Annotated in this window: 19 protein-coding genes; 4 read left to right on the top strand and 15 right to left on the bottom strand. The window is 60.1% G+C overall.

Translation table 11 applies throughout. From position 1 onward, the window contains the following. The first annotated feature begins 111 nt into the window (after window positions 1–111). Window positions 112–1065, top strand: a complete 954-nt coding sequence (locus tag KAK11_RS13375; protein ID WP_210809677.1) for a hypothetical protein — start codon at window positions 112–114, stop codon at window positions 1063–1065. 2 nt (window positions 1066–1067) lie between these two features. Here KAK11_RS13375 and KAK11_RS13370 read toward each other — a convergent pair whose 3' ends face one another. Then, window positions 1068–1634 (bottom strand): hypothetical protein, encoded by a 567-nt coding sequence (locus KAK11_RS13370; protein ID WP_210809676.1) that lies wholly within the window; start codon window positions 1632–1634, stop codon window positions 1068–1070. Window positions 1635–1832: 198 nt separating this feature from the next. Here KAK11_RS13370 and recJ point away from each other — a divergent pair, with 198 nt between their 5' ends. After that, the gene (recJ, locus tag KAK11_RS13365; protein ID WP_210809674.1) at window positions 1833–3560 is read left to right on the top strand and encodes a single-stranded-DNA-specific exonuclease RecJ; all 1728 of its coding nucleotides are present in this window, start codon (window positions 1833–1835) and stop codon (window positions 3558–3560) included. Beyond that, the gene (locus KAK11_RS13360) at window positions 3557–4240 is read left to right on the top strand and encodes a DUF502 domain-containing protein (protein ID WP_210809673.1); all 684 of its coding nucleotides are present in this window, start codon (window positions 3557–3559) and stop codon (window positions 4238–4240) included. Before recJ ends, KAK11_RS13360 begins: the two co-directional genes overlap by 4 nt. Before the next feature lie 49 nt (window positions 4241–4289). Here KAK11_RS13360 and KAK11_RS13355 read toward each other — a convergent pair whose 3' ends face one another. The 6 genes from KAK11_RS13355 to KAK11_RS13330 form a co-directional block, all read right to left on the bottom strand. Continuing rightward, window positions 4290–5354, bottom strand: coding sequence for a hypothetical protein (locus KAK11_RS13355; RefSeq protein ID WP_210809672.1), 1065 nt, complete (start codon window positions 5352–5354; stop codon window positions 4290–4292). A gap of 351 nt (window positions 5355–5705) precedes the next feature. After that, window positions 5706–6197 (bottom strand): DUF456 domain-containing protein, encoded by a 492-nt coding sequence (locus tag KAK11_RS13350; protein ID WP_246498942.1) that lies wholly within the window; start codon window positions 6195–6197, stop codon window positions 5706–5708. 74 nt (window positions 6198–6271) lie between these two features. Beyond that, the gene (locus tag KAK11_RS13345; RefSeq protein WP_210809670.1) at window positions 6272–7327 is read right to left on the bottom strand and encodes a hypothetical protein; all 1056 of its coding nucleotides are present in this window, start codon (window positions 7325–7327) and stop codon (window positions 6272–6274) included. Between the two features lie 95 nt (window positions 7328–7422). Continuing rightward, window positions 7423–8058, bottom strand: a complete 636-nt coding sequence (locus KAK11_RS13340; RefSeq protein WP_210809669.1) for a nucleoside/nucleotide kinase family protein — start codon at window positions 8056–8058, stop codon at window positions 7423–7425. Further along, window positions 8059–8655 (bottom strand): nitroreductase family protein, encoded by a 597-nt coding sequence (locus tag KAK11_RS13335; protein ID WP_210809668.1) that lies wholly within the window; start codon window positions 8653–8655, stop codon window positions 8059–8061. A gap of 101 nt (window positions 8656–8756) precedes the next feature. Next, window positions 8757–10490, bottom strand: coding sequence for an alpha-amylase family glycosyl hydrolase (locus tag KAK11_RS13330; RefSeq protein ID WP_210809667.1), 1734 nt, complete (start codon window positions 10488–10490; stop codon window positions 8757–8759). A gap of 141 nt (window positions 10491–10631) precedes the next feature. Between KAK11_RS13330 and KAK11_RS13325 the strand changes: the two genes are divergently transcribed. Then, window positions 10632–13394, top strand: a complete 2763-nt coding sequence (locus KAK11_RS13325) for an alpha-1,6-glucosidase domain-containing protein (protein ID WP_210809666.1) — start codon at window positions 10632–10634, stop codon at window positions 13392–13394. Window positions 13395–13610: 216 nt separating this feature from the next. Here the strand turns inward: KAK11_RS13325 and KAK11_RS13320 are convergent, their stop codons facing one another. The 8 genes from KAK11_RS13320 to KAK11_RS13290 form a co-directional block, all read right to left on the bottom strand. Beyond that, window positions 13611–14138, bottom strand: a complete 528-nt coding sequence (locus KAK11_RS13320; RefSeq protein WP_210809664.1) for a hypothetical protein — start codon at window positions 14136–14138, stop codon at window positions 13611–13613. Window positions 14139–14249: 111 nt separating this feature from the next. Beyond that, window positions 14250–14381: a hypothetical protein gene (locus tag KAK11_RS22060; RefSeq protein WP_259373561.1), complete on the bottom strand. Its 132-nt coding sequence runs from the start codon at window positions 14379–14381 to the stop codon at window positions 14250–14252. Window positions 14382–14618: 237 nt separating this feature from the next. Next, a complete protein-coding gene (locus KAK11_RS13315; protein ID WP_210809663.1) occupies window positions 14619–16481 on the bottom strand; it encodes a phosphoenolpyruvate carboxykinase (GTP) in 1863 nt (620 codons plus the stop codon). Window positions 16482–17079: 598 nt separating this feature from the next. Further along, complete coding sequence (locus KAK11_RS13310; RefSeq protein ID WP_210809662.1) at window positions 17080–17616, bottom strand: DUF6933 domain-containing protein; 537 nt, start codon at window positions 17614–17616, stop codon at window positions 17080–17082. A 219-nt stretch (window positions 17617–17835) separates the two neighbouring features. Next, a protein-coding gene (locus KAK11_RS13305) for an IS3 family transposase (RefSeq protein WP_210809661.1) occupies window positions 17836–18922 on the bottom strand; the annotation gives its coding sequence in 2 pieces (ribosomal slippage) (window positions 17836–18667 and window positions 18666–18922; 1089 coding nt in all). A gap of 321 nt (window positions 18923–19243) precedes the next feature. Then, a complete protein-coding gene (locus tag KAK11_RS13300; protein WP_210809660.1) occupies window positions 19244–19750 on the bottom strand; it encodes a hypothetical protein in 507 nt (168 codons plus the stop codon). A gap of 672 nt (window positions 19751–20422) precedes the next feature. Continuing rightward, window positions 20423–21001: a hypothetical protein gene (locus KAK11_RS13295; RefSeq protein WP_210809659.1), complete on the bottom strand. Its 579-nt coding sequence runs from the start codon at window positions 20999–21001 to the stop codon at window positions 20423–20425. A 154-nt stretch (window positions 21002–21155) separates the two neighbouring features. Further along, the gene (locus KAK11_RS13290; protein ID WP_246498985.1) at window positions 21156–24035 is read right to left on the bottom strand and encodes a S8 family serine peptidase; all 2880 of its coding nucleotides are present in this window, start codon (window positions 24033–24035) and stop codon (window positions 21156–21158) included. Window positions 24036–24451: the final 416 nt, after the last annotated feature.

Here is a 24451-nt window from a genome sequence, read left to right as displayed (position 1 = left end):
GTGCAGGTTGCGGTGGATGTCAGTGCGCTCATGATTCCCGGCGGGGCCGGGATAGTCCTCACGAAACCATCACCAAAGCGTCAGGGATTGATGCGCCGGATAATCCAGCCCATGACCGCTTCGACCCCACGGCACTTGATCCTGCCCTTTGCCTCGGCCACCTCCGAGGCCGCCCAGCACACCTTGGGCGCGCTGCAACTGCCGCACCTGGAAGCCCTGTTGGCACAGCTGCAGGCCCAGCCCGTGGACGAAGGGGATGAATACACCCTGAGCCCGCCGCATGAGCGCGCCTTGGCCCAAGCCCTGGGTTGGCCACTGCAAGACGGCCTCCTGCCTTGGGCCGCCCAAGCGGCGCAGCGCGCGGGCTTGGCGCCGGCGCCGGGCAGCGGCTGGGCCTGGGTCAGCCCCACGCACTGGCATGTCGGGACGGAGCAGTTCTCGCTGGTCAACCCGGCGGAGCTTCAGCTCGATGAAGCTGCATCGCGCCAAGCCTTTGAGGCCATTCGGCCGCTGTTTGAAGACGACGGCATTCGGCTGCACTGGTGCAGCCCGCTGCAATGGCTGGCCGAGCATGAGAGCTTGGCCCACTTGCCCACCGCCTCTTTAGACCGGGTGATTGGCCGCAATGTCGACCTGTGGCTGGGCCCGCCCGAGGCCGCACGGCGGTTGCGCCGCTTGCAAGCCGAAGCGCAGATGCTGCTGCATGCTCACCCCTTGAACGAAGTGCGCGAGGCCCAAGGCCTGCCGGTCATCAACTCGTTTTGGCTGAGCGGCACAGGCGCCTGCCCGCAGGCTTGGCAAGAGCCGGTAGATGTGGTGGTGGATGAGCGCCTGCGCGGGCCGCTGTTGGCCGAGGATTGGGCCGCTTGGGCGGACGCTTGGCAGGCGCTGGATGCGGAGCTGATGCCGCCGCTGTGCGCGGCCGCCAAGACAGGCCAGCCCGTGGTGGTGACCCTGTGTGGCGAGCGGCACAGCCAGGCTTGGGCACCAGGTGCCAAGCCCAGCTTGTGGGCGCGCTGGTGGGCCAAAAAGCCGCAGGCCAGCGCGCTGCTGATGGCGCTGTGAGCTCAGTGATTGCGGCCAGGCACCGAGGCCTTTTCGGTCGCTCTGGGCACGCAAGTCTCAATCTGAAACTGCGCGGTGGCGCCCATCACGAAATTGAAATAGCCCCCGCCCGAAACATCTTGCACAACATAGGAGATGGACACGCCGTTATCTACAAAGGTGGCCGATGGCGTGATGGCCGGCGTGGTGATGTTGCCGCCGAGGTACTTGATGCCGCAAATAGACTCAGTGGCGTTGGTGAATCGGACAAAGCCGACCGAGGCGTGGAAGGTCTGGAAGTCCCAGTTGTCTTGAGCCTTCAAGGTCAAAATGTTCGTGGTCTTGTCCAGGTCCATGTGGACAATGCCGCCACCCCAACCGTCCGGATTGGAGATCACATGGGCGCCGGTCAATTCGTCTGCACCGGCGACCAGCGGCGAGCCTTTGCTCAGCACCAAGGGCGCACCCGTTCCGTAGATAGGCAAATTGGATTCAGTGCGGAAGGTGGCCGACTTGATGGCGGCGGACGCCGACACGCTGACGACACTGAGGGCAACCAAGGCAGCGGAAACAATGAGGTGAGTCTTCATGGTGAATGTCTTCCTGTTGATGTTGATGTGGAGCCGTAGCACAAGCACAGCCGACAACGCCCCTCCTCGTCACTGCAGGGCCTGCAGAATGCCTCTGAAGCGCTGTCTGAACTCATGCTAGAGGCAGCCCCGACCACTGTCCTCCTCCCATTGCGTCTTGACAACTCTCTTCTTTAGCCCTAACGCAAGCGTCCAAACATGGTTCAGCTGACCGCCCGAGACACCGCCCCCCGCACCGCCTTTGCCCTGGAGCAAAGCGGCCTGCACCCGCTGCTGGCCCGCTTGTTTGCCGCACGGGGCATCAGGAACGCAGACGACCTGGACGACAACTTGGCCCGCTTGCTTCCCCCCTCGCAACTCAAGGGCAGTGAGGCTGCCGCGCAGCTTTTGGCCGACGCCCTGCAGCAAGGCTTGCGCCTGTGCGTGGTGGCCGACTACGACTGCGACGGCGCCACCGCCTGCGCCGTGGCCCTGCGCGGGCTGGCCATGTTGGGGGCGCGCACGGAGCAGCTGCACTACGTGGTGCCCGACCGCGCCGTGCACGGCTACGGCCTGACGCCTACCATCGTGGACCTGGCCCAAGCCCAGTGCCAGCCGCAGGTCTTGATCACGGTCGATAACGGCATTGCCAGCCACGCGGGCGTGGCGCGCGCCAAGGCCCTCGGCATGCAGGTGCTGGTGACGGACCACCACTTGCCGGCCTTGGTCGATGGCGCGGTGCTGCTGCCCGATGCCGATGTCATCGTCAACCCCAACCAGCCGGAGTGCGGCTTTGAGAGCAAGGCGCTGGCCGGTGTGGGCGTGATGTTCTATGTGCTGCTGGCCACCCGCGCTGAGCTGCGTGCGCGCGGCGTGTTTGACGCCGCCAGCCAGCCCCGGCTGGATGCGCTGTTGGACCTGGTGGCCCTGGGCACGGTGGCCGATGTGGTCAAGCTCGATGCCAACAACCGCCGCTTGGTGGCCCAAGGCCTGAAGCGCATCCGCAGCGGCCGTATGCAGCCCGGCGTGGCCGCGCTCTTCCATGCCGCCGCACGCCGCATCGAGCGGGCCTCGGCCTTCGACTTTGGCTTTGCCTTAGGGCCGCGCATCAATGCCGCCGGGCGCCTGGCCGACATGACCTTGGGCATTGAATGCCTACTGACCGACAGCCCGGGCCGCGCCCAAGAATTGGCCCAACAGTTGGACGCCATCAACCGCGAGCGCCGCACTGTAGAAGCCGGCATGCGCGAACAGGCCGAGGCCGCGCTGGAGCACCTGATGCCTGAAGGCGACCCGCCCCCGGCCCTGGTGCTGTTTGACCCCGAGTTTCACGAAGGCGTGGTGGGCATTGTGGCCGGGCGGCTCAAAGACCGCCTGCACCGGCCCACCTTTGTGTTAGCCCTGGGCAGCGATGGCTTGCTCAAAGGCTCGGGCCGCTCCATTCCCGGCTTTCATTTGCGCGACGCGCTGGACCTGGTGACCAAGCGCCACCCCGACCTGCTCAAGCGCTTTGGCGGCCATGCCATGGCGGCGGGCTGCACCCTGGCCGAAGAAGATGTGGACACCTTTGACGCCGCTTTGCAGCAGGTCGCCCGCGAATGGCTGGACGCCGCCGCGCTGACCCGCACCCTGGCCACCGACGGCCCGCTGCCGCTGCAGTACTTCAATGCCGAAACCGTGCAGACCCTGGATGAGGTGGTCTGGGGCCAGGGCTTTCCGGCGCCGGTGTTTTGCGACGAGGTGGACGTGGTGCAGCAGCGTCTGGTGGGCGAGACGCACCTGAAGCTGCGCGTGCGCCATGGCGGTCCCCAAGGCACGCTGCGCGACGCCATTTGGTTCGGCCACACCGACCCGCTGCCCGACCGCGTGCGCTTGGCCTACCGGCTCAGCGTCGATGAGTTTCAGGGCCAGCAACGCGTGCAAATGGTGGTGGAGGCCGCGCAATGATCAAACCGGGTTTGCGCCGTTTGGCGAATGTGTTTTTGACCGGCCTGCTGGCCGCCCTGCCCTTGGCCGCCACCGTGGTGATCTTGGTCTGGGCAGTGCGTCTGCTCTACGCCTGGCTAGGCCCGACCAGCTTGTTTGGCAAGGCCTTGATCAGCCTGGGCCTGGACGTGAGTGGCTCCGAAGTGGTGGGCTATTTGCTGGGCTTAGGGCTGGTGCTGCTCAGCATCTTGGCCTTAGGCCTGCTGGTGCAAACGCGCTTGCAGCCGGTGCTACTGGAAGGCCTGAACGCGGTGATGCAGCGCATCCCGGTGGTGCGTCACATCTACGACATGGCGCAAAAGCTGGTGGGCCTGATGGCGCAACGCGACGAGCAAGGCACCCGCTCCATGAGCCCCGTCTGGCTGCACTTTGGCGGCCCCGGCCAAGCCGCTGCCGTGCTGGGCTTGCTGTCCTCACCCGAGCCGGTGCTGGTGGGCGGCGCACCCTACCTGGCCGTGCTGGTGCCCACCGCGCCGGTGCCGGTAGGCGGCGCCCTCATCTACGTGCCCCAAGCCTGGGTGCAGCCCGCCGATGTGGGCGTCGATGGGCTGACCAGCATCTATGTGTCGATGGGGGTGACCTCGGGGCAGCATTTGCCGGGGGTGGGAGGGATGACTATCAACCCTCCCCGCAATGTGTAGTCCTCACGGTGCGCCATCCAGTAGCCCCGGGGCCGCCCACATCACAACCTTAGGACTTGGCCCCGAAGCAACCCGATAGCAACGCTGCCCCCCAAGCTGACCCTTCTGGCGAATTCCTTTGGTAAGTCACCAAAATCTGAGACTTGTCGTTCAAGCCTTTGACGTCCACCACAGTGTTTCCAGCCTTCGCCCACCGAGATGGCACGATCTTCTGTATCTCTGTCATCGCCCCGTTCGCGTAGATGGCAGGCGTCAGAAACGGCACTGTTGTAGCCCAGCCAGCGGACCTACCGTATCGATTGACGAACGAGGGTCGAAAATTCGGCATGAGCTCATACTGTTGGCCGCCGCTCTTCCACCAAATTCCGGAGAATGATGCCGTAGGACCAGCGACCCGCCCCACCATGTCACCGTTGCTCGCAGCGGATTGGACTTCACCCTGTCGCATATCAAGGGGAATCGAAAGATATGACGGCGTTCGGTTTTTCCACATCACAGGCGCACCGCCCAAACTCAGGTCCGGGTGATTCGAGACCACGCCGACAACAAGGCCTGAAGCGCTACCTCCTAGTGCTTTGCGATAAACGGAAAAACTCGGAGCCGGAAGCTCGATTGGGGCACCATTGGGTGGCCAGGCCATCGCACGGTTCACGTTCAAGGTGTCAGTAACGTTGGCGTAAACCCATCCTTTGTCATCAATGACAGTCGCCGCATCGCTGCCTTGCTGCAGGAAATCTGGATGCACTTCAAACGGCAATGGCTTCAAGCACTGAACGCTGCCATCCGTCCACTTCCAAATACCCAGATCTGAACTGTAGGTGGGACGCGCCGAAGAGCAGTTGCCTACACGCACAACAGCTTGACCCACATTGTTCATAGACAACGCGTATGGCCCCTCGGGCAGTTGAATGTCAGCCGACGCCTTTACGGCGCCATTTGAACCCCAAATCGTTGGCCCGCCTTGGAAAACGGTCATCGAATTGCCATTCTTGTCCAGCGCCACAGGCCAGTTTGGGGTTATATCGGAGACTCCACCTAGCTCCGTCACTCGGCATTGGCTGTTCACCACCAGCGGTACCATCAATGCCGCTGTCCAGAAAAACTGCTTCTTCATCACAACTCTCCTCGCTCCATCAAATCTTTTTGAAAGGGCCCTTCCCTTTCTGAACTGGACTTTACGCGAGTGCCTAGGGTGCCACCATCGGGGAGACCTCGTGGACGATGGTTGCCAGCATCCGCCGATCAGGCCTCAGCTCGCTTCGACCCGCTTGTCAAGTAAAGGTCCAGGTGCCTTCGCAACCTCTAGGGTGTGATTCGTGCTCAGCGTAGTACCTGCATGGCAGCGATCAGCGTATCGAAATGAGCAGCCCCTTCAGCCGCATCTGCAATGGATCGAGTCCGGGGGAGGCCGGTTAATGACTCTGGGCTGGGATTTCGTAAGGAACTGCGTCACCAGAAGCGTGCCTCACCACAGATAAGCCGCCACCGCCACCCCAATCATCACAAAGGCCAGCACGAACTTGGCCAGCATGCCCACCAGCATGCCCACCCAGGTGGCCACGCCGACTTTAAGGGCCTGGGGGGCGGCGTCGTGCTGGTCGCGGCGGGCCAAGTACTCGCCAACGGCCGCACCGACCAAGGGCATGAAGAACACGCCCACCAAGCCCATGAACAAGCCCAGCACGGTGCCCAGGGCCGCGCCGATCAAGGCTTGCTTGCTGGCACCCAAGTGGCGCGCGCCCATCAGGCCGGCGACATAGTCCAAAGCCCAGGCGATGACGGCCAGCACGCTGATGGCGGCCAATGGCCAGCCGCCGATGCGCTGGAAGTCGTCAATCCAAGCCGCAAGCAGCAAGCCGGCCCAGACCAACAAAGTGCCGGGCAAGGCAGGCAAGACAATGCCCGCAAAGCCGAGGAGGACAAGGCCAGCGCTGAGCGCCCAAAGCAGCAGGGTCATCACTTATCGAGGCAATAAGATTCGTTCATGCGGGGGCTCATCAACAACAAAGATCTCCATTTATCTCCTGATGATTATTGATTACTAAAACAGCCTCTCAGCAATACTGAACCATAGCGAAAGTCCGGCCCGCCAAGATATTTAGCCAGCACTTCAGACTTGTCGTTAATGTCAGTGAGCAATGTCACTTCATAGCCCTTTTCACGCCAGGAGGCCGGCATAATAGTGTTGATGAGGACGATTTCGTCATTTTTGTAGATAGCGGGCAGCCAATTTTTCCCTGCGCGCCCAATAATTTGCCCATGGCGATTAATGTGCGAGGGGGTAAACCCGAGAGGTAACTCCTTTACTTTACCTTCAGACCACCATAGGCCAGATGGGCGTCGACCAACAAATCCTTGACCCACAATATCCCCATTGCTGGAAGCCGATACGGCGCGACCGGCCGTAAATCCTTCAGGCAGGGGCAATCGTTCAATTTTTCCTGATCTCCAAGCAATCGGCGCGGAACGAAAATCCCGCCCATCTGTAGACGCTTGTCCAACCACTAGCCCACTGGTATTTCCGCCGTTGATGTAGTGCCGTAAACCGCCTTGCAATACAGGTAACTCAACCGCAACACCATTATTTCGCCAAACAATGGCTCGATTTCTAAGCGTACCCCTATCTGGGACTGAGGTATATACCCAGCCTTTATCATCAATCACTGTAACAGGCGGTTGAGGCCAAGATGAAAAAAACCCCTCCGGAAGTTGAAAAGGTAGCGGCTTTAGGCAAACTTTCGTACCTTGCTCCCAATTCCAAATCATCATGTCAGTACTGTAGTCTCTGAACTCGGGCCAGCACCATGAATCACTATTAACGATGGCCTGTTTTTTGTTATTTATTGAAAGCTGAAATGGTGCGGTTGTAGGCTCCGGTGAAGATACCGCTACAGTCGAGCCATCCGGCCCCCAAACATTCATACCGAGGTATGAGAAATTCCCGTATGAGTTCCCGTCCTTATCCACAGCAACTGGATAACTACTTGCTTGATGGTCGGTCACCTCCCCACCCAAATAGGTGACATTGCATTGACTTGCCGCGACAATTGGCATCAATGCGCAAAGAGTTAGAACTGCTTTCTTCATATATTCCTCCTGAATTTAATAGTGAGACTGAGTGAACTCAAAGAGTTTGCCAATGTACCCAATTTACGCTGAAACAGACGAATGTTCCATCCCTCTCAACAGCACAGCACCCAATCCGCACTGCCCCTGCTCGCCTCAATGCGCCGTGCATTGGGCTCATCGGTCTGCGCGGCCCAGGCGCGGGCGTCGGCCTCGCTGCGGCCGAAGTGGCGGTGGCGGGCGACGAGGCGTTCGGTGCGCAGGGCGTCGTCGACGTCGACATACCAGGCCTCGTCGAGCAGGCTGCGGCACTCGGCCCACGGCGCATCTTCCAGCAGCAGGTAGTTGCCTTCGACGATGAGCAGGGGCACCTCGGGTGGGATGGCAATGGCACCGGCCACGGCTTCTTCGATCTCGCGGCGGTACTCGGGGGCGTAGACCACCGTGCCGCCCGGTGCGCGCAAGCGCTGCAGCAGGGCCACAAAGCCCGCCGCATCAAAAGTGTCCGGCGCGCCTTTGCGCTGGCGCCGGCCCAGGGCCGCCAGGGTGCTGTTGGCCAGGTGGTAGCCATCCATGGGAACGACTTGCGTCGCGCCGGGGCGTGCGGCCTGCAGGGCCGCCGCCAAGGTGGACTTGCCGGCCCCTGGCGCGCCCACCAAGCCCAGCAGGCGGCGCTGGCCGCTGGCTTGGGCCTGCTGGATCAGTGCGTCCAGTCGGCTCAATGCCTCGGCGGGCAGCGCGGCGAGGCTCACTCAGGCCTCAAAGCGAAAGGCGCCTTCGGCCACCATGGCGGCCAGGGGCTGGCGGGGGCTCGGGCCTTCGCGTTGTTGCAGGGCTTCGGGCAGTTGGGCCTTGTCGCCCAGCTTGCCCACGGCCACCACGGCATGGATGGCGTAGTCCTCGGGCACGTTCAAGGCTTGGCGCAAGGCGGCGTTGTCAAAGCCGCCCATGCCGTGGGCATACCAGCCCAGCAGCGAAGCTTGCAGGGCCAGGTTTTGCCAGGCCGCACCCGCATCAAAGGCGTGCCATACGTTGTCGACTTTCTCGGTCTTGCCCGGTGGCGTGGAGCGCACGCGGGAGACGACGGCAATCAGCACCGAGGCCTTGGCCGCCCAGCTCTGGTTGAAGGGCACCAGGGTGTTGAAGATGGGCTGCCAGGCGGGCGTGCCGGCCTTGCCATAAAGGAAGCGCCAGGGCTGCAGGTTGGAGGCCGAGGGCGCCCAGCGGGCAGCCTCGAACAAGCGCATCAGGGTTGCATCATCGATGGCTTCGCCGCTGTAGGCGCGGGGCGACCAACGGTTGGTGAACAAGGCATCGACGGGATGTTCGGTGGGGCGATCAACGGTCATGAGGGGCTCCAAGAGACGATGGAGACCATTGTGGCGGCTGAGCGCGAGGGCCGTGCGTCAAAGGTTTTGAAGGGAATCGCAGTGGCTGCGTGTGGCAACGATCACCGCTGCACCTGCCAGACCTGCACGCCCAAACCCGGCACAGTGACGCGGCCCGCCTGGGCGTGTGTGGCCTGGGCTTGGAACAGCGGCTGCAGGCGCGCCCCGGCTGGCAGGCCCGGCACCTCCACGGCCTGCGGCTCGGTGCCGTAGTTGATCAGCACCAAGGTGCGGTCCGCGCCATGGGCGCGCTGGAACACTAAAGTCTGGCCTTGCACGGCGCTGTGCTCAAAGCTGCCTTGGGCGATGGACGCGTGCTGGCGGCGCAGCGCAATCAAAGCCTTGTAAAAGCTGCGGAGGGATTGCGGGTCGGCCGATTGGCTCTGCACGTTGTAACGCGCAAGATTGGGGGCCAGCGGGCGGAAGGGCTGGCCGGTGGTGAAGCCGGCGGTCTGCGGCTCCGGCGTCCAAGAGCGAGGTGAGCGCAAGGGCAAGTCGCCGCCCAAGCCGGGCACACCCGCTTGGCCGATCTCTTCGCCAAAGTAGATGAAGGGCGTGCCGGGCTGCAGCAAATAGCTGGCCGCGGCCAGCTTGTAGCGGGCTTCGTCGCCCTTGAGCTGGTCCCACAGGCGCTCGCCCGCGAAGATGTCGTGGTTGGAGATCATGGTGGACATGCCCCAGCGCTCGGGTGGCGCCTCGCGCCAGTAGCGGGCCAGCTCCTGAATGGAGGCGGGCTCGCCCTGGGCCGCTTTGACGAAGTGGTGCACGTAGCCAAAGGCAAAGGCGCTGCCGCAGACCTGGGGGTGGCCCCAATCATTGGGCTCGGCCGTGGCCTCGCAGACCACCCAGCGCTTGTCATAGGCGGTGATCAGGTCTTGCAGCCGCTTGGTCAGCTGGCGGCTTTCGGGCTGGTCATTCCAGTTCACCGCGTCGCGCTCGATCAGGTGCGGCACGGCGTCCAGGCGAAAGCCGTCCAGGCCACGGTTGAGCCAGAAGCGCAGGCTGTCCTCGTGGTACTTCACCACGCGGGGGTTGCGCATATTGAAGTCGGGCATGTGCGGGCCAAAGGTGCCGAAGTAGAAGTCCCGCGCACCGGGCGGGGCCTTGGGCAGGTCTTTGGGCTCCAGCTTGCTGTTCCAGTGCTGGGCGCTGCTCAGGTACCAAGGGTTCTTGCCCCAGATGTCCCAGCCCTGGGGCTCGGTGTCGGCAAACACAAACCAATCCCGCCACGGGCTTTTCGGGTCGGCCACGGCGGCTTGAAACAGCGGGTGCTGGGCGGCCGCATGGTTGATGACGTAATCCATCACCACGCCGATGCCACGGGCGTGGGCCTGGCGCAGCAGCTCGTCAAAGTCCGCGAGCGTGCCGTACTCGGGCGCGATGGCGCGAAAGTCAGTGGTGGCATAGCCGTGGTCGCCATCCGCATTGGCGGTGATGGGCATCAGCCAAATGCCGCTGACGCCTAAGTCTTTCAGATCATCCAGCTTGGCCGTCAGGCCTTTGAGGTCGCCGATGCCATCGCCATTGCTGTCGGCAAAGGCGCGCACGAATATCTCCATGAACACGCCGTGGTGCCAGCCTGTGGGCAGGGTACTGGGGCGATACACGGGCGCGACGGGCGAGATGTCCACGGTGGTGGCCTGGGCGGCCAGGGCGTTGGCCGTGGGCGCAGCCACCGCCGCAGAGCCTGCCGGCCAGACCATGCTGGTGCACAGCAAACCCGCCATCAAAGTGGGCCAAAGCGGCCGTGCCAGCAGAGGGGCCAAGGCCTGTGCGGCCCGCGAGAGAGAAGGCATGATGTGTCCTGGGCAGTGGGGCGATATGTAGCCAAACTACATTTTGCACGGTTTGCAAGATACCGGTTGCTAGATATAACCCCGCTATGCTCCAGCGCAATGGCGCCCTGACAATGTAGTTTCATTACACATCGCACCCCTATGCCTTTCGCTCCCCGCTTGCGCCAATTGAGTCTGTTACTGGCCATGGGCGCCACCTGCACGCCGCTGTGGGCCCAAGCCCTGCCCCCAGCCCCCTCGGCGCAAGACTGTGATGGCCCTCACAGCACCGTGCTGAAGGCGGCCGCCGCCAAGCTGCGCACGGCCGAAGGCATTTGGCTGGATGGCATTCGCCTGCAATGGCCCGGCCACACAGCCGCCCCCGGGGTGCGCTGGCGCTTGGCCTATTCCCACAGCGCAGGCCTGGTGGCCAAGGTGGGCGAGGCGCTCAGCGGCGCCGATGGGGTGTTGGAGCTGAGCATCGACGACTCGGACCTGCCGCCCGTCACCGCCCAACGCTTTGCCTATGTGAAGCCGGGCGTGCGGCTGCGTGTCTCAGGCCGCGACGCCATGAACCTGGCTCAGACCTGGACGGCCCAGATGTGGCTGCTGAAAGAAGACGCACAAGGCCGCATCCTGGCCGCCACCGCCACCCAATTGCCCGGCGCGCTGGACGACGCCTACGCGCTGGCCGAGTCTTCCGCCGAGCTGGGCGCCACCGTCACCCCGCAACGCAGCACCTTCCGGCTGTGGGCGCCGACCGCACAGCGGGTGATGCTCTGCTTGCACCCCCCAAAGCCCGGCGAGGGTAAGGCCTCCGTGCTGCGCCCGCTGCAGCGCGAAGACGCCACCGGCCTGTGGACCACGCAACTGCCGCAAGACCTGCACGGCCAGCGCTACAGCTACTTGGTGGACGTGGTCACCCCAGACGCCGGCCTGGTGCGCAACCGCGTGACCGACCCTTACTCGGTCAGCGTGACCAACAACTCCCGCCACAGCGTGGCCCTGCGCCTGGACCACCCCGACACCGAGCCACCGGGCTGGGACAGCACGCCGCGCCCGCAAACCGTGGCCCATGCCACTGACTTGGTGGTCTACGAGCTGCATGTGCGCGACTTCTCGCGCGACGACACCAGCGTGCCCGCGGCCCATCGCGGCAAGTACCTGGGCTTCACGCATGCCCAATCTCAAGGCATGCAGCACTTGCGGCGCCTGGCCCAAGCCGGCCTGACCGATGTGCACTTGCTGCCCATTTACGACCTCAGCAGCGTGCCTGAAACGGGCTGCGTCACGCCCGCCACCAGCGGCCCGCGCGATGGCAAGGCCCAGCAAGCCGCCGTGAACGCCAGCCGCGACGCCGACTGCTACAACTGGGGTTACGACCCTTACCACTTCAACGCGCCGGAAGGCAGCTACGCCACCCAGCCCGACGACGGCGCCGCCCGCGTGCGCGAGCTGCGCGCCATGGTGCAAGCCCTGCACCGCGCTGGCCTGCGGGTGGGCATGGACGTGGTCTACAACCACACCTTTGCCTCAGGCCAAAGCGAGATGTCGGTGCTGGACCGAATCGTGCCCGGCTACTACCACCGCCTGAGCGCCACCGGCGAGATCGAGCGCTCCACCTGCTGCGAGAACACCGCCACCGAGCACCGCATGATGGCGCGCTTGATGAGCGATTCGGTACTGCTATGGGTGCGTGACCACCACATCGACTCCTTCCGCTTCGACCTGATGGGCCACCAGCCCCGCTCGGTGATGGAAGCCATGCGAGCGCGCCTGAAGCGCGAACTGGGCCGCGACATCCACTTCATCGGCGAAGGCTGGAACTTCGGCGAGGTGGCCAACAGCGCCCGCTTTGTGCAAGCCAGCCAGTTGAGCCTGAACGGCAGCGGCATTGGCAGCTTTAACGACCGGATGAGGGATGCCGCGCGCGGCGGCAGCGCCGGCGACAGCGGCGTGGCGCTGATCGCCCGCCAAGGCTGGCTCAATGGCCAAGTGACCGACCCCAACGCCCAAGCCGCGCCCGCCTCTGCGGGCGACCTGATGCGCGCCGCCGACATGATCCGCCTGGGCCTGGCCGGCACCTTGCGCGATGTGCGCTTCACCACGGCCGACGGCAGCGTCAAGCGCGGCGCCGAGATCGACTACGGCGGCCAGCCCGCCGGCTTTGCCAGCCAGCCCGCCGAAGTGGTGAACTATGTCGAGAACCACGACAACCAGACCCTCTTCGACACCAACGCCATGAAGCTGCCCACCGGCACCTCGCCGCAAGAGCGCGCGCGCGTGCAAGTGCTGGGCAACGCCCTGGTGGCCTTCAGCCAAGGCGTGGCTTACTTTCATGCGGGGCAAGAGCTGCTGCGCAGCAAAAGCCTGGACCGCAACAGCTACAACTCGGGCGACGCCTTCAACCGACTGGACTTTTCAGCCAGCACCAACCACTTTGGCAGCGGCCTGCCGCCCGAGAGTGATAACGGCAAAGATTGGCCGCTGATGCAGCCGCTGCTTGCCAATGCACAGATCAACCCGCGCCCTGAGGACATCCGATTCACCCGAGACGCCACGCTGGACCTGCTGCGCATCCGCGACAGCTCCGTGCTCTTCCGCCTGCGCAGCAGCGCCGAAGTGCAACAACGCCTGAGCTTTTTGAACACCGGCCCCCAGCAAAACCCAGCCGTCATCGTGGCCCTGCTCAACGGCCAAGGCCTGAAAGAAGCCAACTTCGCCTCCGTCTTGGTGGTGCTGAACACCGACAAACAGGCTCAACGCCTGAGCCTGCCCGCGATCAGCGGCAAACGCTGGGCCTTGCACCCCGTGCACCTGAGCCCCAGCGCGGCCGACAAGCGCGTGCGCGAGGCGAGCCTAGACGCCCAAACTGGCGAGCTGATGGTGCCGGGGCGCACGGCGATGGTGTGGGTGGTGAGGTGAATCAGCGGCGAATTGCTGGAACCGACGACCGGCCGACGACGCCATAAGGCATCTTGTCCATACACAAGCTGCGCGAGGAGTTTTGTGCTGGTATTGCGCTAGTTGCACGACCTGTGAATGGAGCCCATGCATTGGCTCATCTTCAACGTCTTGAATGCTGCTATTGAAGAAATCCAACTGCTGACAATCCGGGAGGCATGTTAGAGGGCCTATTCCTCACCGCGACTCCGCTCGGGCCGCATGTGCTCGATAGCCCATTACAGCCAGATAGAGGCTGCAGATCGCGAAGACGCCTGCAAGCCATGGACGGATTGCTTCGTCGGACTTCCATCCAGCTTGAGCGTCTTGAAGCGAGCGCGTCAATCTATTGCCTACTTGCACTTGCCAGACGTCGTAGTACTTCTCATCGGAGAACCAGGGTGAACGCGGGGACCTCTCGTACAACACTACGACTTCGTCCTTTCCTGCTGTCTCAAGTGCGGACAGAACAATGTCGTACCCGCGATGCTTGGACGGATAGTCAAAGACCCTCTCATGGCCGGAAAGTTCGAACTTGATGCCGTACTTGTGTTTTGCTATCGACGTCAACGTCCCAGATGCAGAGGCCAAGCTCTGTTGGTCCGGAATTCGCCCTGTAGTGGCACTCCACGGCACAACCGCGACGGTCAGGGCGGCGCCGATAGCTGCGTAGACCCACAGCTTGCCAGGGCTCCAGCCTGGAGGCAGTGCAAAAAGTGACTTCATGTGGACTAGGCAAGAGGGCTTCGTAGGAACAGGCGGCCCATTTCCAGCGCAAACAGAGGTTGCAGGCCATGTGCCTGCCAACCACCACCTATGCACCGGGTTGGTGCTCTGTCAGCGTGCCGCCACTAGGTTTTGGAGTTGGCCGTGAGCGAATCTAGCACGCTGCCTATCGGTTTGGGCGTTCACCAGCAGAGCATTGATGTCGCGCTGGCCCTCCAAGACCGGGAGGGTGAGTTGCGACATATCAGATCCATCAAGGGCGACCTTCCAGTGCTGGATATGAGTTTGCGCTAGGTCAGCGTGCCTGGTGTGGCCGTGCGCCTGGGCCAACCGTGCAAACAGCGCTCTTGTCATACAGCGCTTGTTGATCGCTCTTCTACCCTGCGTCCAAGGCTAGCTTTTGAGCATAAAAAAGCCACCGCATGCGGTGGCTTCTTGCTGGGGCGGTGCGCCATTGGGCCCGCCGCTATGCTCAGCCCATCAGGCCGACAGCTTGGCCTGCAGCTTGGCCTTGGTGGCCTTGAGCTCTTCAGGCAGGTGGTAAGCCAGTTGGGTGAACAGCTCGTCGTGCAACTTCAGCTCTTGCACCCAGGCCTCGTGGTCCACGCTGGTGACGTTGGCGAATTGCTCGCGGCTGAAGTCCAGGCCGTCCCAGCTCAGTTCGTCATAGGTGGGGCTCACGCCGAACAGGCTCTCGGTGCCGCCTTGTTGGCCTTCGATGCGCTCGATCATCCACTTCATGACGCGCATATTGTCGCCATAGCCCGGCCAGACGAACTTGCCGTCGGCGCCCTTGCGGAACCAGTTAACGCAGTAGATGCGCGGCAGCGTGGCGCCTTGGGCTTGCAGCTTGGCGCCCAGGTTCAGCCAGTGCTGGAAGTAGTCGCTCATGTTGTAGCCCATGAAGGGCAGCATGGCGAAGGGGTCGCGGCGCACCACGCCTTGCTGGCCTGCAGCAGCGGCGGTAGTTTCAGAGCCCATGGTGGCGGCCATGTAGACGCCCTCGGTCCAGTTGCGGGCCTCGGTCACCAGCGGCACGGTGGTGGAGCGGCGGCCACCGAAGATGAAGGCATCAATCGGCACCCCAGCGGCGTCGTCCCAGGCGGCATCCAGCGCGGGGTTGTTGGTGGCGGCCACGGTGAAGCGGGCGTTGGGGTGGGCGGCCTTAGCGCCGGTTTCCTTGGCAATGGCAGGCGTCCAGTCCTTGCCTTGCCAGTCGATGCAATGCGCCGGGGCGTCGCCCATGCCTTCCCACCAGACGTCGCCGTCGTCGGTCAGGGCGACGTTGGTGAAGATCACGTCCTTGTTCAGGCTGGCCATGCAGTTGGGGTTGGTCAGCGTGTTGGTGCCGGGGGCCACGCCGAAGTAACCGGCTTCGGGATTGATGGCGCGCAGGCGGCCGTTGGCGTCGGGCTTGATCCAGGCGATGTCGTCACCGATGGTGGTCACGCTCCAGCCGCCTAGAGCCTTGGGCGGGATCAACATGGCGAAGTTGGTCTTGCCGCAGGCGCTGGGGAAGGCGGCGGCGACGTGGTACTTCTTGCCGGCCGGGCTGGTGACGCCCAGGATCAGCATGTGCTCGGCCAACCAGCCTTGGTCGCGGCCCATGGTGGAGGCGATGCGCAGTGCGAAGCACTTCTTGCCCAGCAAGGCGTTGCCGCCGTAGCCGGAGCCGTAAGACCAGATCTCGCGGGTCTCGGGGTAGTGGACGATGTACTTGGTGGGGTTGCACGGCCAGGTCACGTCCTTCTGGCCTTCGGCCAGGGGGGCGCCCACGGTGTGCACGCAGGGCACGAACTCGCCGTTTTCGCCCAGCAACTCCAGCACCTTGCGGCCCATGCGGGTCATGATGCGCATGTTGACGGCCACATAGGGGCTGTCCGACAGCTCGACACCGATGTGGGCGATGGGCGAGCCCAGCGGGCCCATGCTGAAAGGCACCACATACAGGGTGCGGCCCTTCATGGCGCCCTTGAACAAGGCCTTGTCGCCGGTTTGCAGCAGCTCGCGCATTTCAGCCGGGGCCATCCAGTTGTTGGTGGGGCCGGCGTCTTCTTTCTTGGCGCTGCAGATATAGGTGCGGTCTTCGACACGCGCCACGTCAGAGGGGTCAGACCAAGCCAGGTAGCTGCCCGGGCGCTTGGCGGGGTTGAGCTTCTTGAAGGTGCCGGCGTCCACCAATTGTTGGCAGAGGCGGTCGTATTCTTCTTGGGTGCCGTCGCACCAGTAGACGTCTTTGGCCTCGGTCAGGGCGGCGACTTGGCCGACCCATTCGATCAGACGTGCGTTTTTGACGTAGGCCGGGGCGTTGACCCGCAGGGCTTCCGTGACAGGACGGTTCATGACAAGACTCCAATCTAAGGTTCAAAAATGGGATTGGGCGAGCGCCCGGCCACTGCCAGAGGCTCGCCCAATGCCCACCCTGAAGAGACCAGGACCAGCAAGGTTCGACAGCCTGAGGGATGAAGCTGTCATGCAGGTTACGACGGGTTTCGGTGGCGGATAGACCCCCAGGCCCCGTTTCCTGCGAAGGGCTTGTCACGGCAGTGTAACGGTGCCGTAACTCAGTCGCCCATCCCCACTATGCATATGCGGCATGGAAACATGCGCAAGATGTCTCCTGCTGGGCGCGCGCAAACCCTGGGTGGCGAGGTCATGCCGCCACAGCGGGCGCGAAATATGCCAAGCATGCCCGCTGTCGAAAGTCATTGAGTTTGGAACTTTGTTCACTGAGTTTGGAACGCAAGAGTGGCTTAACTGATTGTTTTTGAAAGACTTTTTGGAATTTCTTGGGTGGCGCTTGTCGGGCTGATCTGCCGGCGTCGGGCTAGGGCCAGTGAAGCGTCACGAGCCCAAACGACCTGGCAGGGGAGCCCAGGGTGACTGGCAAATTCAGAGCCAGCTGGCAGGCCCTAGAGCAGCGGGAGGTGCCGAGTGAAGCTCATCGGTTCTTGGCCACCCGGAGCGCTCGATGGGCAACGAACGCGGCCAGTGTTGCTTGGTCAGGTGCACCATAGTCGATGACCTTCAAGGGCGTCTGTGCCAACCAGAGCGAATGCGCGAGCAGCGTGCGATCTGGATAGTCGAGCAGCCCGACTTGCAGTTGAATTGCCAAATCGTTGAGCGATCTCAGGACGCGGCGGTTTGCCGTCTTTCCCACGGCCCAATGTTGCATTGCTCTGCATTCGGCATCTGCATCGGCCGTTGGGACGCCGATGGCAGTGAGCATCGGTCCCAGGGCGTCGGAGAGCCGCTGGACGAGGGCATGACCATCCCGGGCCGGCACCACAACGGGCAGCAAACTTCGCTCACGGACCGCGAGCACAACCTGAGTCCGGCCAACCCGAATCAGATTGGCGTACCAGTCGCCAAGGACTGTGTCTGGCGGCACCGACTCCGAATCTGGCGTGGCGTTGAGCCTGTCGAGGAGCTTCTGGGTGCAACGAAGGACAAACACAATGCTTAAGACCGAGGACAAATGCCTAGTATCGCGCGTTGCGCCTACATGCTTTCAGTGGCAGTGGGGTTGCACGCCTCCCTCAGCATCGAATATCGAGTGGCGGATGTGACCGCTCAAGGCTTCAACCTCGAGTAACGCAGTTCAGTCTAAAGCCAACTTCGATTTGCGGTAGACCGCGTTGCAGCGGTTGCGGTCTTTCGGTAGTCCCCCCAAAACCCACCGCTCCGAGAAGTAGAGCTATGCGGCCATGGCCAACCGCTGCTTGGGGGTGATGCCACCCAAGGCCATGCTTGGGCGTTCATGGTTGCACTGCCACATCCACTTTGTGGCGTGGAGCCTGACCTCTTCAAGGTCGCTCCAATGGTACTCCGACAGCCATTCGTAGCGCACGGTTCGGTTGAACCGCTCGACGTAGGCATTGTGCTGCGGCTTGCCAGGCTCGATCCGCTCGACCTGGATGCCCCACGCTTTGGCCCAGCTTTCAATGGCTGCGCTCAGGTACTCCGGGCCATTGTCGCAACGAATGGTCTGGGGCTTTCCTCGGCAGCTAATGATCTGCGTCAGGGCGCGGATCACTCTCAGCGAGGGTAGTGAGAAGGCAATCTCAATGCCCAAGGCTTCGCGGTTGAAGTCATCGATCACGTTGAACAGCCGAAAGCTTCGCCCGTCCTCAAGCTGGTCGTGCATGAAGTCCATGGACCAGACTTGGTTGATGGCCTCGGGCACTGACAGTGGCTGAGGCTTCTCACGCACCAGGCGCTTGCGGGGTTTGATGCGCAGGTTCAACTCCAGCTCCCTGTAGATGCGGTACACACGCTTGTGGTTCCAGGCAAAGCCTTTGACATTTCGCAGGTACAGAAAGCACAGACCAAAGCCCCAGTTGCGATGGTTGTCCGTCAGGCGCAGCAGCCAGTCCGCAATCTCGTCATCCTCGGACTTGCGCTTGGCCTCATACCGATAGCAGGCCTGGCTGATATCGAAGGCTTGGCAGGCAGCACGAATGGCCAACCCTTTGTCTTGAACTGCCCAATGAGCCATCTCGCGGCGGCGAGATGGCTTCACCACTTTTTGCGAGCGCCTCCGTGACCACTTCGGCCTTGAGCTTCTCTTCAACGTACATCTTGCGCAGCCGACGGTTCTCCTCCTCCAGCTCCTTCATGCGCGTCATCAGCGACGTGTCCATGCCGCCGAACTTGCTCCGCCACTTGTAGAAGGTGGCCGTGCTGATGCCCAGTTCTCGGCACAGCTCCGGGACGGCCAAACCCGCCTCCACGCGTTTGAGGGCTTCGATGATCTGGCTGTCTGTGAATCGCGATTTCTTCATGGTAGAGATTCTCCTGTGAGAGTCTCTACTTTTCAGGGCGCTGGTTTTGTGGAGGGATTACCACTGAAACGACCCCAAATAGCCGCCAACGATCACCAAGCTCAGCGCAACGCCAAGTGCATCAGGCAATAAATATCCTGCCGCAGCGTGGCCAGAAACGCAACCGTGCCGGCGGGCCCAATTTCTCGCCCTTCGGCCCAGTTCAAATCGAGTTATTTATGATACACCAAATAACTCGACCCAGGAAGATGTGCAATGAAATGCTGCGTCAGTTTCGGCAAAACCAAGCAAAAATGCCTGCCTTGCCGAAACAAGAGCCAACTAAATTGGCTTATACACACTTACCTCTGTGGTATATTCAAACAGCGATGCTGGCGTCCCTGCTGCGCCAATATACCTAGTCATTATCTTATGATCTCCTTTTGGAACCATAGTTCCCACTTTATAGCTTAGCAATGTGAAATCATCTTGATTCGCTTTGATATTATAAGGGGCCGAATAATAGCTGCCGATCTGAATGCCTAAAGCGACAGGCCGGGGTGATGAAAAGCTGTAAACCTGAGCATTTGCACTGACAACAACATAGCAGCCTGCAGCGTTGGGGCAGGACACAGTCAGAGGACTTCCGTACCAAGCATCAGGCCCGACAGCTAAGCCTTGTTCGTTATAGTGTTCAAGATGTGTTTTTAGCAATTTTAGTGGCCCAGTAAACGGCGAAACGTATCCAAATGAGACCGACTTAGATGGGGCGGGCGGTGCGGCCTGGGTGGATGCGCTAGCCAACAAAGATACAGCGGCGATGATTTTTACCTGCGTGCGAAAGAACATACGCTCTCCTTTAAAAAGTTGGTTTTTCTTTTCAGCATAAATATATTTGCACCCTATTGAGCGCAAATATGTCGGCAAACACACTTTGCCTAACCGGTCGATTCTTCAATTACTGTTTTATTTATGCGATTATTTGTGGCAAGAGATCTACAACACCTTGCAGAAATTGAAATTTATCTCATCCAAAGGTCGATTTTTCCAACTTTACGCCGAGTTAGATCACGGGAATGGCTAGCTAGTTCAGGCAACGCCCATACAATACTATATTTCAAACGACAACCAACCAAAATATTAGCCCGGATGAACATTAGATGATATCAGTGGCTTGCTTTAAAAATTTGTCATTTTTCCATTTCTTGAGTTATTGACTTGTATTCATTTTACTTAGCGCACACCCCCAGCCAACCGAGGTTCGCCACTTATATTCACATCGGCTTTTGCTCTTGCCTACTAATCTGACCCTGGAGTTGCTTGAGTTCGAGTTGAAGGCATAGCAGTGTGATCAATGACATTGTAGATATGTAGCCCCAAAGTTAATCGCTTGGTCGACTCTTATTGAATTGCACGCCTTTAATGCAGGCCCTCCGCCATTGATTTATTGGGCTAGGATCTAACCCAAATCACTCCCTACGCTGCGTCAGTAAGTGTCGAATGATCAGTTTTTCCAACCATCTAAAACACCAACACCACCATATTCGACAGCCTGACGCTCGATTCCCCATAATTGATTCTCGCTTGAATTTGCAATGAATTCCTCCCCTTTTCAAGACTAATCGGAATAATGATAGATACTCTATTTGTACCAGTAGCACCTCCGGATCCATCCGTAGAGCAGAATTTGTCGAAATTTCCAGAAGTAGGGGGAACCACGAATGTGTTTACAATAATGTCCACATCCATCCAATTATCAATACTTCCAAGGGAGCCGGAAACAGTACACTCGGCTGAAAAGGAAAGAATATATCGACCACTCGCCGGGGCTTTAATTTGCAATGTACTTGCTGAATTATAAAAAGGGATTAGCTGAATTGTTCCCGCCGGACCATACATATTAAATGGAACGATAGAAATGGACTCGGATAGTGGTGCGGCGGAAGCACTAGATCCAAGCAGGAGAAGGACTGTCAGCATGCCTAGGTGCCATTTTTCCACCATCGCGGACCGAGCTTTGCGGCTATCTCTGATAAAAGGCAAGAGCAATTTTTCACGAGTATTAAATAGCAGCAAAGAAGTCGAAGCATAGAGACCCATTTCGTTACATCCTTAGTTATGAATGTTCGCTACCTTAGTTCCATTTTGGTAGATTAAGCATTTGGCCAATAATTCACTTGCATAACCCGCTCATACCACAAGCCATTCGTGTACTCGACCTGAATATTTGCATGAGCAACGTTAAGAATCCAGGTCAGCGCACAGAGAATGCAAAGCTGCCGTTGCCATTTGAGAGATAGCTTCCTCCAGGTCCGTCCTTGACTCTCAGGTACGTCGTGGACGGTGTACCGGGCTGTGCTATACAGGTCTGTGATATGGACGTGGTGCCAGTGCGCTGATAGTCAGAGTTGCACACGACGTTATCAATTGCGAATACAGCCGTTGCGGGGAAGCCGCTTCCAGTCACGGTTACCCTTGTAGAAACATTCCTGGTCAGTGTGTCTGGTGTACGTCCGGAAACCGTACCCATGGTCGCATTGACCTGTACCGTCGTTCTTACGATGTCCGCTTGCAGGCCATTCACGTCCCACCCTTCGACCTTGAGGTACACGGTTCCTGGTGTCGTGGTGTACGACGAGCAACCGCTGAATGACTTCAGACCTCCTGGCTGACTACTGCTGTAGGTAGCACTATTGACCTGCACTGTCGTTCTCACGACATCGGCTTGCAGGCCATTGACATCCCACCCTTCGACCTTGAGGTACACGGTTCCTGGTGTCGTGGTGTACGACGAACAACCGCTGAAAGACTTCAGACCTCCTGGCTGACTACTGCTGTAGGTGCCAATGTCCATCGTGCAGCTAGAGCCGTCATAGCTGTAGCTTGCGTGAACCCGCAGCTTGGTCACTTGATCACCATTGGGGTCGGTGATCGTGAAACTGCCACTCAACGCACCACCAGTCGTGATGGGTGTCGCTGCTGTCAGCCCCGTGATCGTCGGCTTCAAATCTCCACCGGCCCTGTACACACCGGAAACCGGGTTTCCAGATACGCCTATCAGAGCTTTGTTGTTGTCTGGATCTACAGCCTCCACCTTGAACCAAAGCGTCTTGCTTTGCCCAGACAGTGGAATCAATCCTGCACAGGTCTGACCGTTCTGCGAGGTTCCACTGCCGCTGAAGCTAAAGCTCTTGAGACCCAAGGCTGTATCGAGGTCGAGGAAGCATCCGTATGTTCCAGCGGAGCCTTGATCACCAACATGAACGCGTAGTGTCCTCAAGCTGTTGCTATCTGCGTCGGCAACATTGAAGCTTCCGTTCATAGGCGAACCTGCAGTTGCTTGATTGACACTGAACGCCGTTATCAAAGGGACCTGCGTTTGTGCACCGCCAAGGTAATCAACACTGCTGTATGACGGTTTGGCAATGAACTGGTCGTGATCAACTGCTTCAATCCAAAAGTACAGCCTCTTAGTTTGACCGGGAGAAGGCAGCAATTGAGCACAACCCGCACCTTCAGAGATCCCACTGCCGTTGAACTGGAACTGCTTAGTTCCGAGTTGAGGATCAATATTCAAGTAGCAGTCATCGGAACCGGCTGCACCATTAGTACCGACATGCACTCGCAATGTTTTCAGCGAAACGCCGTCCGCATCATTAACGTTGAAGCTGCCTTGTACAGGTTGCCCTGCCGAAGCTTGACTCACGATGAAATTTGTAACTACAGGGCTACGAGCAGGCGCTGGCACGTCAATGGCACGGAGCGCATAACTCAGCGGGTAACCTGCAGTGGTTGCTCCAACTTGCGAGACACGCAGATTGGCAACTTGAGTTGATGTAGTACTGTTAGTCAGATCGACATAGTCGACCATTCCGGAAGCACCCCTAACTGCAAGCTGAGTAAACTTACCTCCTGAAACAGCAACATCCATATCGACGGGAAGAAGACTCGCCACAACGACACGGACCTTCTGTCCCGCGGGCACATCTACTCTGTAGAAGTCAATGTCGGTCGCTGATTGCAAACTTCCCTTCACACGAGAAGGGATAGCGGTCAAAACCTGGGCAGAAGACTTGCTGTCGTTCTTCTTGCCTCCATTGGACTCTCCTTCTTGAGTCTCTGATTCAATAGCGCGGGCAGCCTGTACCGCCGCCAGCCCGTCAACGACCCCTGATCCGCAGTTGTCGCATGCACTAATGAAAGGACTCGCAGAATTCCGTAGAAGCCTTCCAAGTTCATGCGGAAGCAAGGCGGGGTTTGCTTCAAGCATGAGTGCAGCGACTCCAGAAACGTGTGGAGTAGCTGCAGAGGTTCCAAAGAACTCTTGCATGTAACCTGGTGCCTGAGGGGATGATGCCCCCAGGTTCGTTGCTGCAGTGATTCTTAGGCTATCTCTGTGATCGCCTACAGGTGCTGAGACATCAACTCGCGCTCCAAAGTTAGAGTAACTAGCGCGATTGCCAGCCCGCCCGAGCGCTGCGACAGACATCACCCCATTGCAGCTGCCGGGCGAAAAGAAGGCAACGTTGGAATTATCATTCCCAGCACCAGCTACCACCAAAACACCTGCCTTAAGAGCCGAGTCGACTGCTCGCTGATACACAGCAGAACACCCATTTGCCAACGCAAGGCCGAAAGATAGGTTTAGAACACGGGCCGGCCGTGCAGGAGCGGGCACAGTTCCGCCCGTGACCCCGGCGGCCCACACGATGGCATCAGCCACATCGGACGCCGAGCCCCCGCACCGTCCTAGAACGCGCGCATGCATTACGCGACTGTTGTACGCGATACCAGCAACACCTGCTGCGTTGTTCGCAGCAGCCCCAATCGTGCTCGCAACGCGTGCGCCATGCCAAGTACTGGAGCTCTCTCCCTTTGTGGCACATGTAGTTGCATCCGTCCAATCTCCAGGGTCCGCTGGGTCTGCGTCTCGCCCGGATTTGTCATTTGCGCTGACAAGGCTGCTGACAAAGTCGTATCCCGGTTCCTCACGTCCGGCAAACTCCTCGTGCACTATCGACCCCGTATCCAGAACGGCCACCACGGCGTCTGCGCCTGTTGCGGAATCCCAGCCGGCGAGGACATTTGTGCCACCTGACGAAGCGGCACCGAATGACCATTGATCAACCAGCATTGGATCGTTCGGAATCGCTGTTGGGAACACCAAATGATTTGGCTCAACAACGACCACTGAAAAAATCTTTGAGGCTAAGTGTCTTGAGAGCGCTTCAACATCCGCAAGCTTGGCAGCCTTCCCTAAGTCAATAACCCACCCACCCACGGCTACGTCTGCGACGTACCGAAGTGAATAGCCGGCAGTCCGCCCCTCTGCCAACACTTGGTTCAACAACTGTGGCGAGCTTGACGGAATTCCGTCGCGAAGTAGAACAATGACCTCCTTGTGGGTTGGCTCGGCAGCTTTACCCTCTGGACGAACAGACATTGCGCGAGGACGCTCTGCCATGTTCGTCCCTTCGGACCTCTGGTCTTCACCTCCGCCGCAAGCTGCAAGAGCTAAACAGCATGCTGAGCAAATGATTGAAATTGCGG

The organism is Ideonella paludis (assembly GCF_018069865.1).
Classification (GTDB): Bacteria; Pseudomonadota; Gammaproteobacteria; order Burkholderiales; family Burkholderiaceae_C; genus Ideonella; species Ideonella paludis.
Note: the sequence above shows the minus strand (reverse complement) of the source record. Positions and strands in the feature narration are given on the sequence as shown.

What these genes read in the sequence shown, in the direction of transcription:
- KAK11_RS13375 (WP_210809677.1), top strand. Translation starts at nt 112, where the DNA reads ATGACCGCTTCGACCCCACGGCACTTGATCCTGCCCTTTGCCTCGGCC.
- KAK11_RS13370 (WP_210809676.1), bottom strand. Translation starts at nt 1,634, where the DNA reads ATGAAGACTCACCTCATTGTTTCCGCTGCCTTGGTTGCCCTCAGTGTC.
- recJ (WP_210809674.1), top strand. Translation starts at nt 1,833, where the DNA reads ATGGTTCAGCTGACCGCCCGAGACACCGCCCCCCGCACCGCCTTTGCC.
- KAK11_RS13360 (WP_210809673.1), top strand. Translation starts at nt 3,557, where the DNA reads ATGATCAAACCGGGTTTGCGCCGTTTGGCGAATGTGTTTTTGACCGGC.
- KAK11_RS13355 (WP_210809672.1), bottom strand. Translation starts at nt 5,354, where the DNA reads ATGAAGAAGCAGTTTTTCTGGACAGCGGCATTGATGGTACCGCTGGTG.
- KAK11_RS13350 (WP_246498942.1), bottom strand. Translation starts at nt 6,197, where the DNA reads ATGACCCTGCTGCTTTGGGCGCTCAGCGCTGGCCTTGTCCTCCTCGGC.
- KAK11_RS13345 (WP_210809670.1), bottom strand. Translation starts at nt 7,327, where the DNA reads ATGAAGAAAGCAGTTCTAACTCTTTGCGCATTGATGCCAATTGTCGCG.
- KAK11_RS13335 (WP_210809668.1), bottom strand. Translation starts at nt 8,655, where the DNA reads ATGACCGTTGATCGCCCCACCGAACATCCCGTCGATGCCTTGTTCACC.
- KAK11_RS13330 (WP_210809667.1), bottom strand. Translation starts at nt 10,490, where the DNA reads ATGCCTTCTCTCTCGCGGGCCGCACAGGCCTTGGCCCCTCTGCTGGCA.
- KAK11_RS13325 (WP_210809666.1), top strand. Translation starts at nt 10,632, where the DNA reads ATGCCTTTCGCTCCCCGCTTGCGCCAATTGAGTCTGTTACTGGCCATG.
- KAK11_RS13320 (WP_210809664.1), bottom strand. Translation starts at nt 14,138, where the DNA reads ATGAAGTCACTTTTTGCACTGCCTCCAGGCTGGAGCCCTGGCAAGCTG.
- KAK11_RS22060 (WP_259373561.1), bottom strand. Translation starts at nt 14,381, where the DNA reads ATGTCGCAACTCACCCTCCCGGTCTTGGAGGGCCAGCGCGACATCAAT.
- KAK11_RS13315 (WP_210809663.1), bottom strand. Translation starts at nt 16,481, where the DNA reads ATGAACCGTCCTGTCACGGAAGCCCTGCGGGTCAACGCCCCGGCCTAC.
- KAK11_RS13300 (WP_210809660.1), bottom strand. Translation starts at nt 19,750, where the DNA reads ATGTTCTTTCGCACGCAGGTAAAAATCATCGCCGCTGTATCTTTGTTG.
- KAK11_RS13295 (WP_210809659.1), bottom strand. Translation starts at nt 21,001, where the DNA reads ATGGGTCTCTATGCTTCGACTTCTTTGCTGCTATTTAATACTCGTGAA.
- KAK11_RS13290 (WP_246498985.1), bottom strand. Translation starts at nt 24,035, where the DNA reads ATGCTGGTTGATCAATGGTCATTCGGTGCCGCTTCGTCAGGTGGCACA.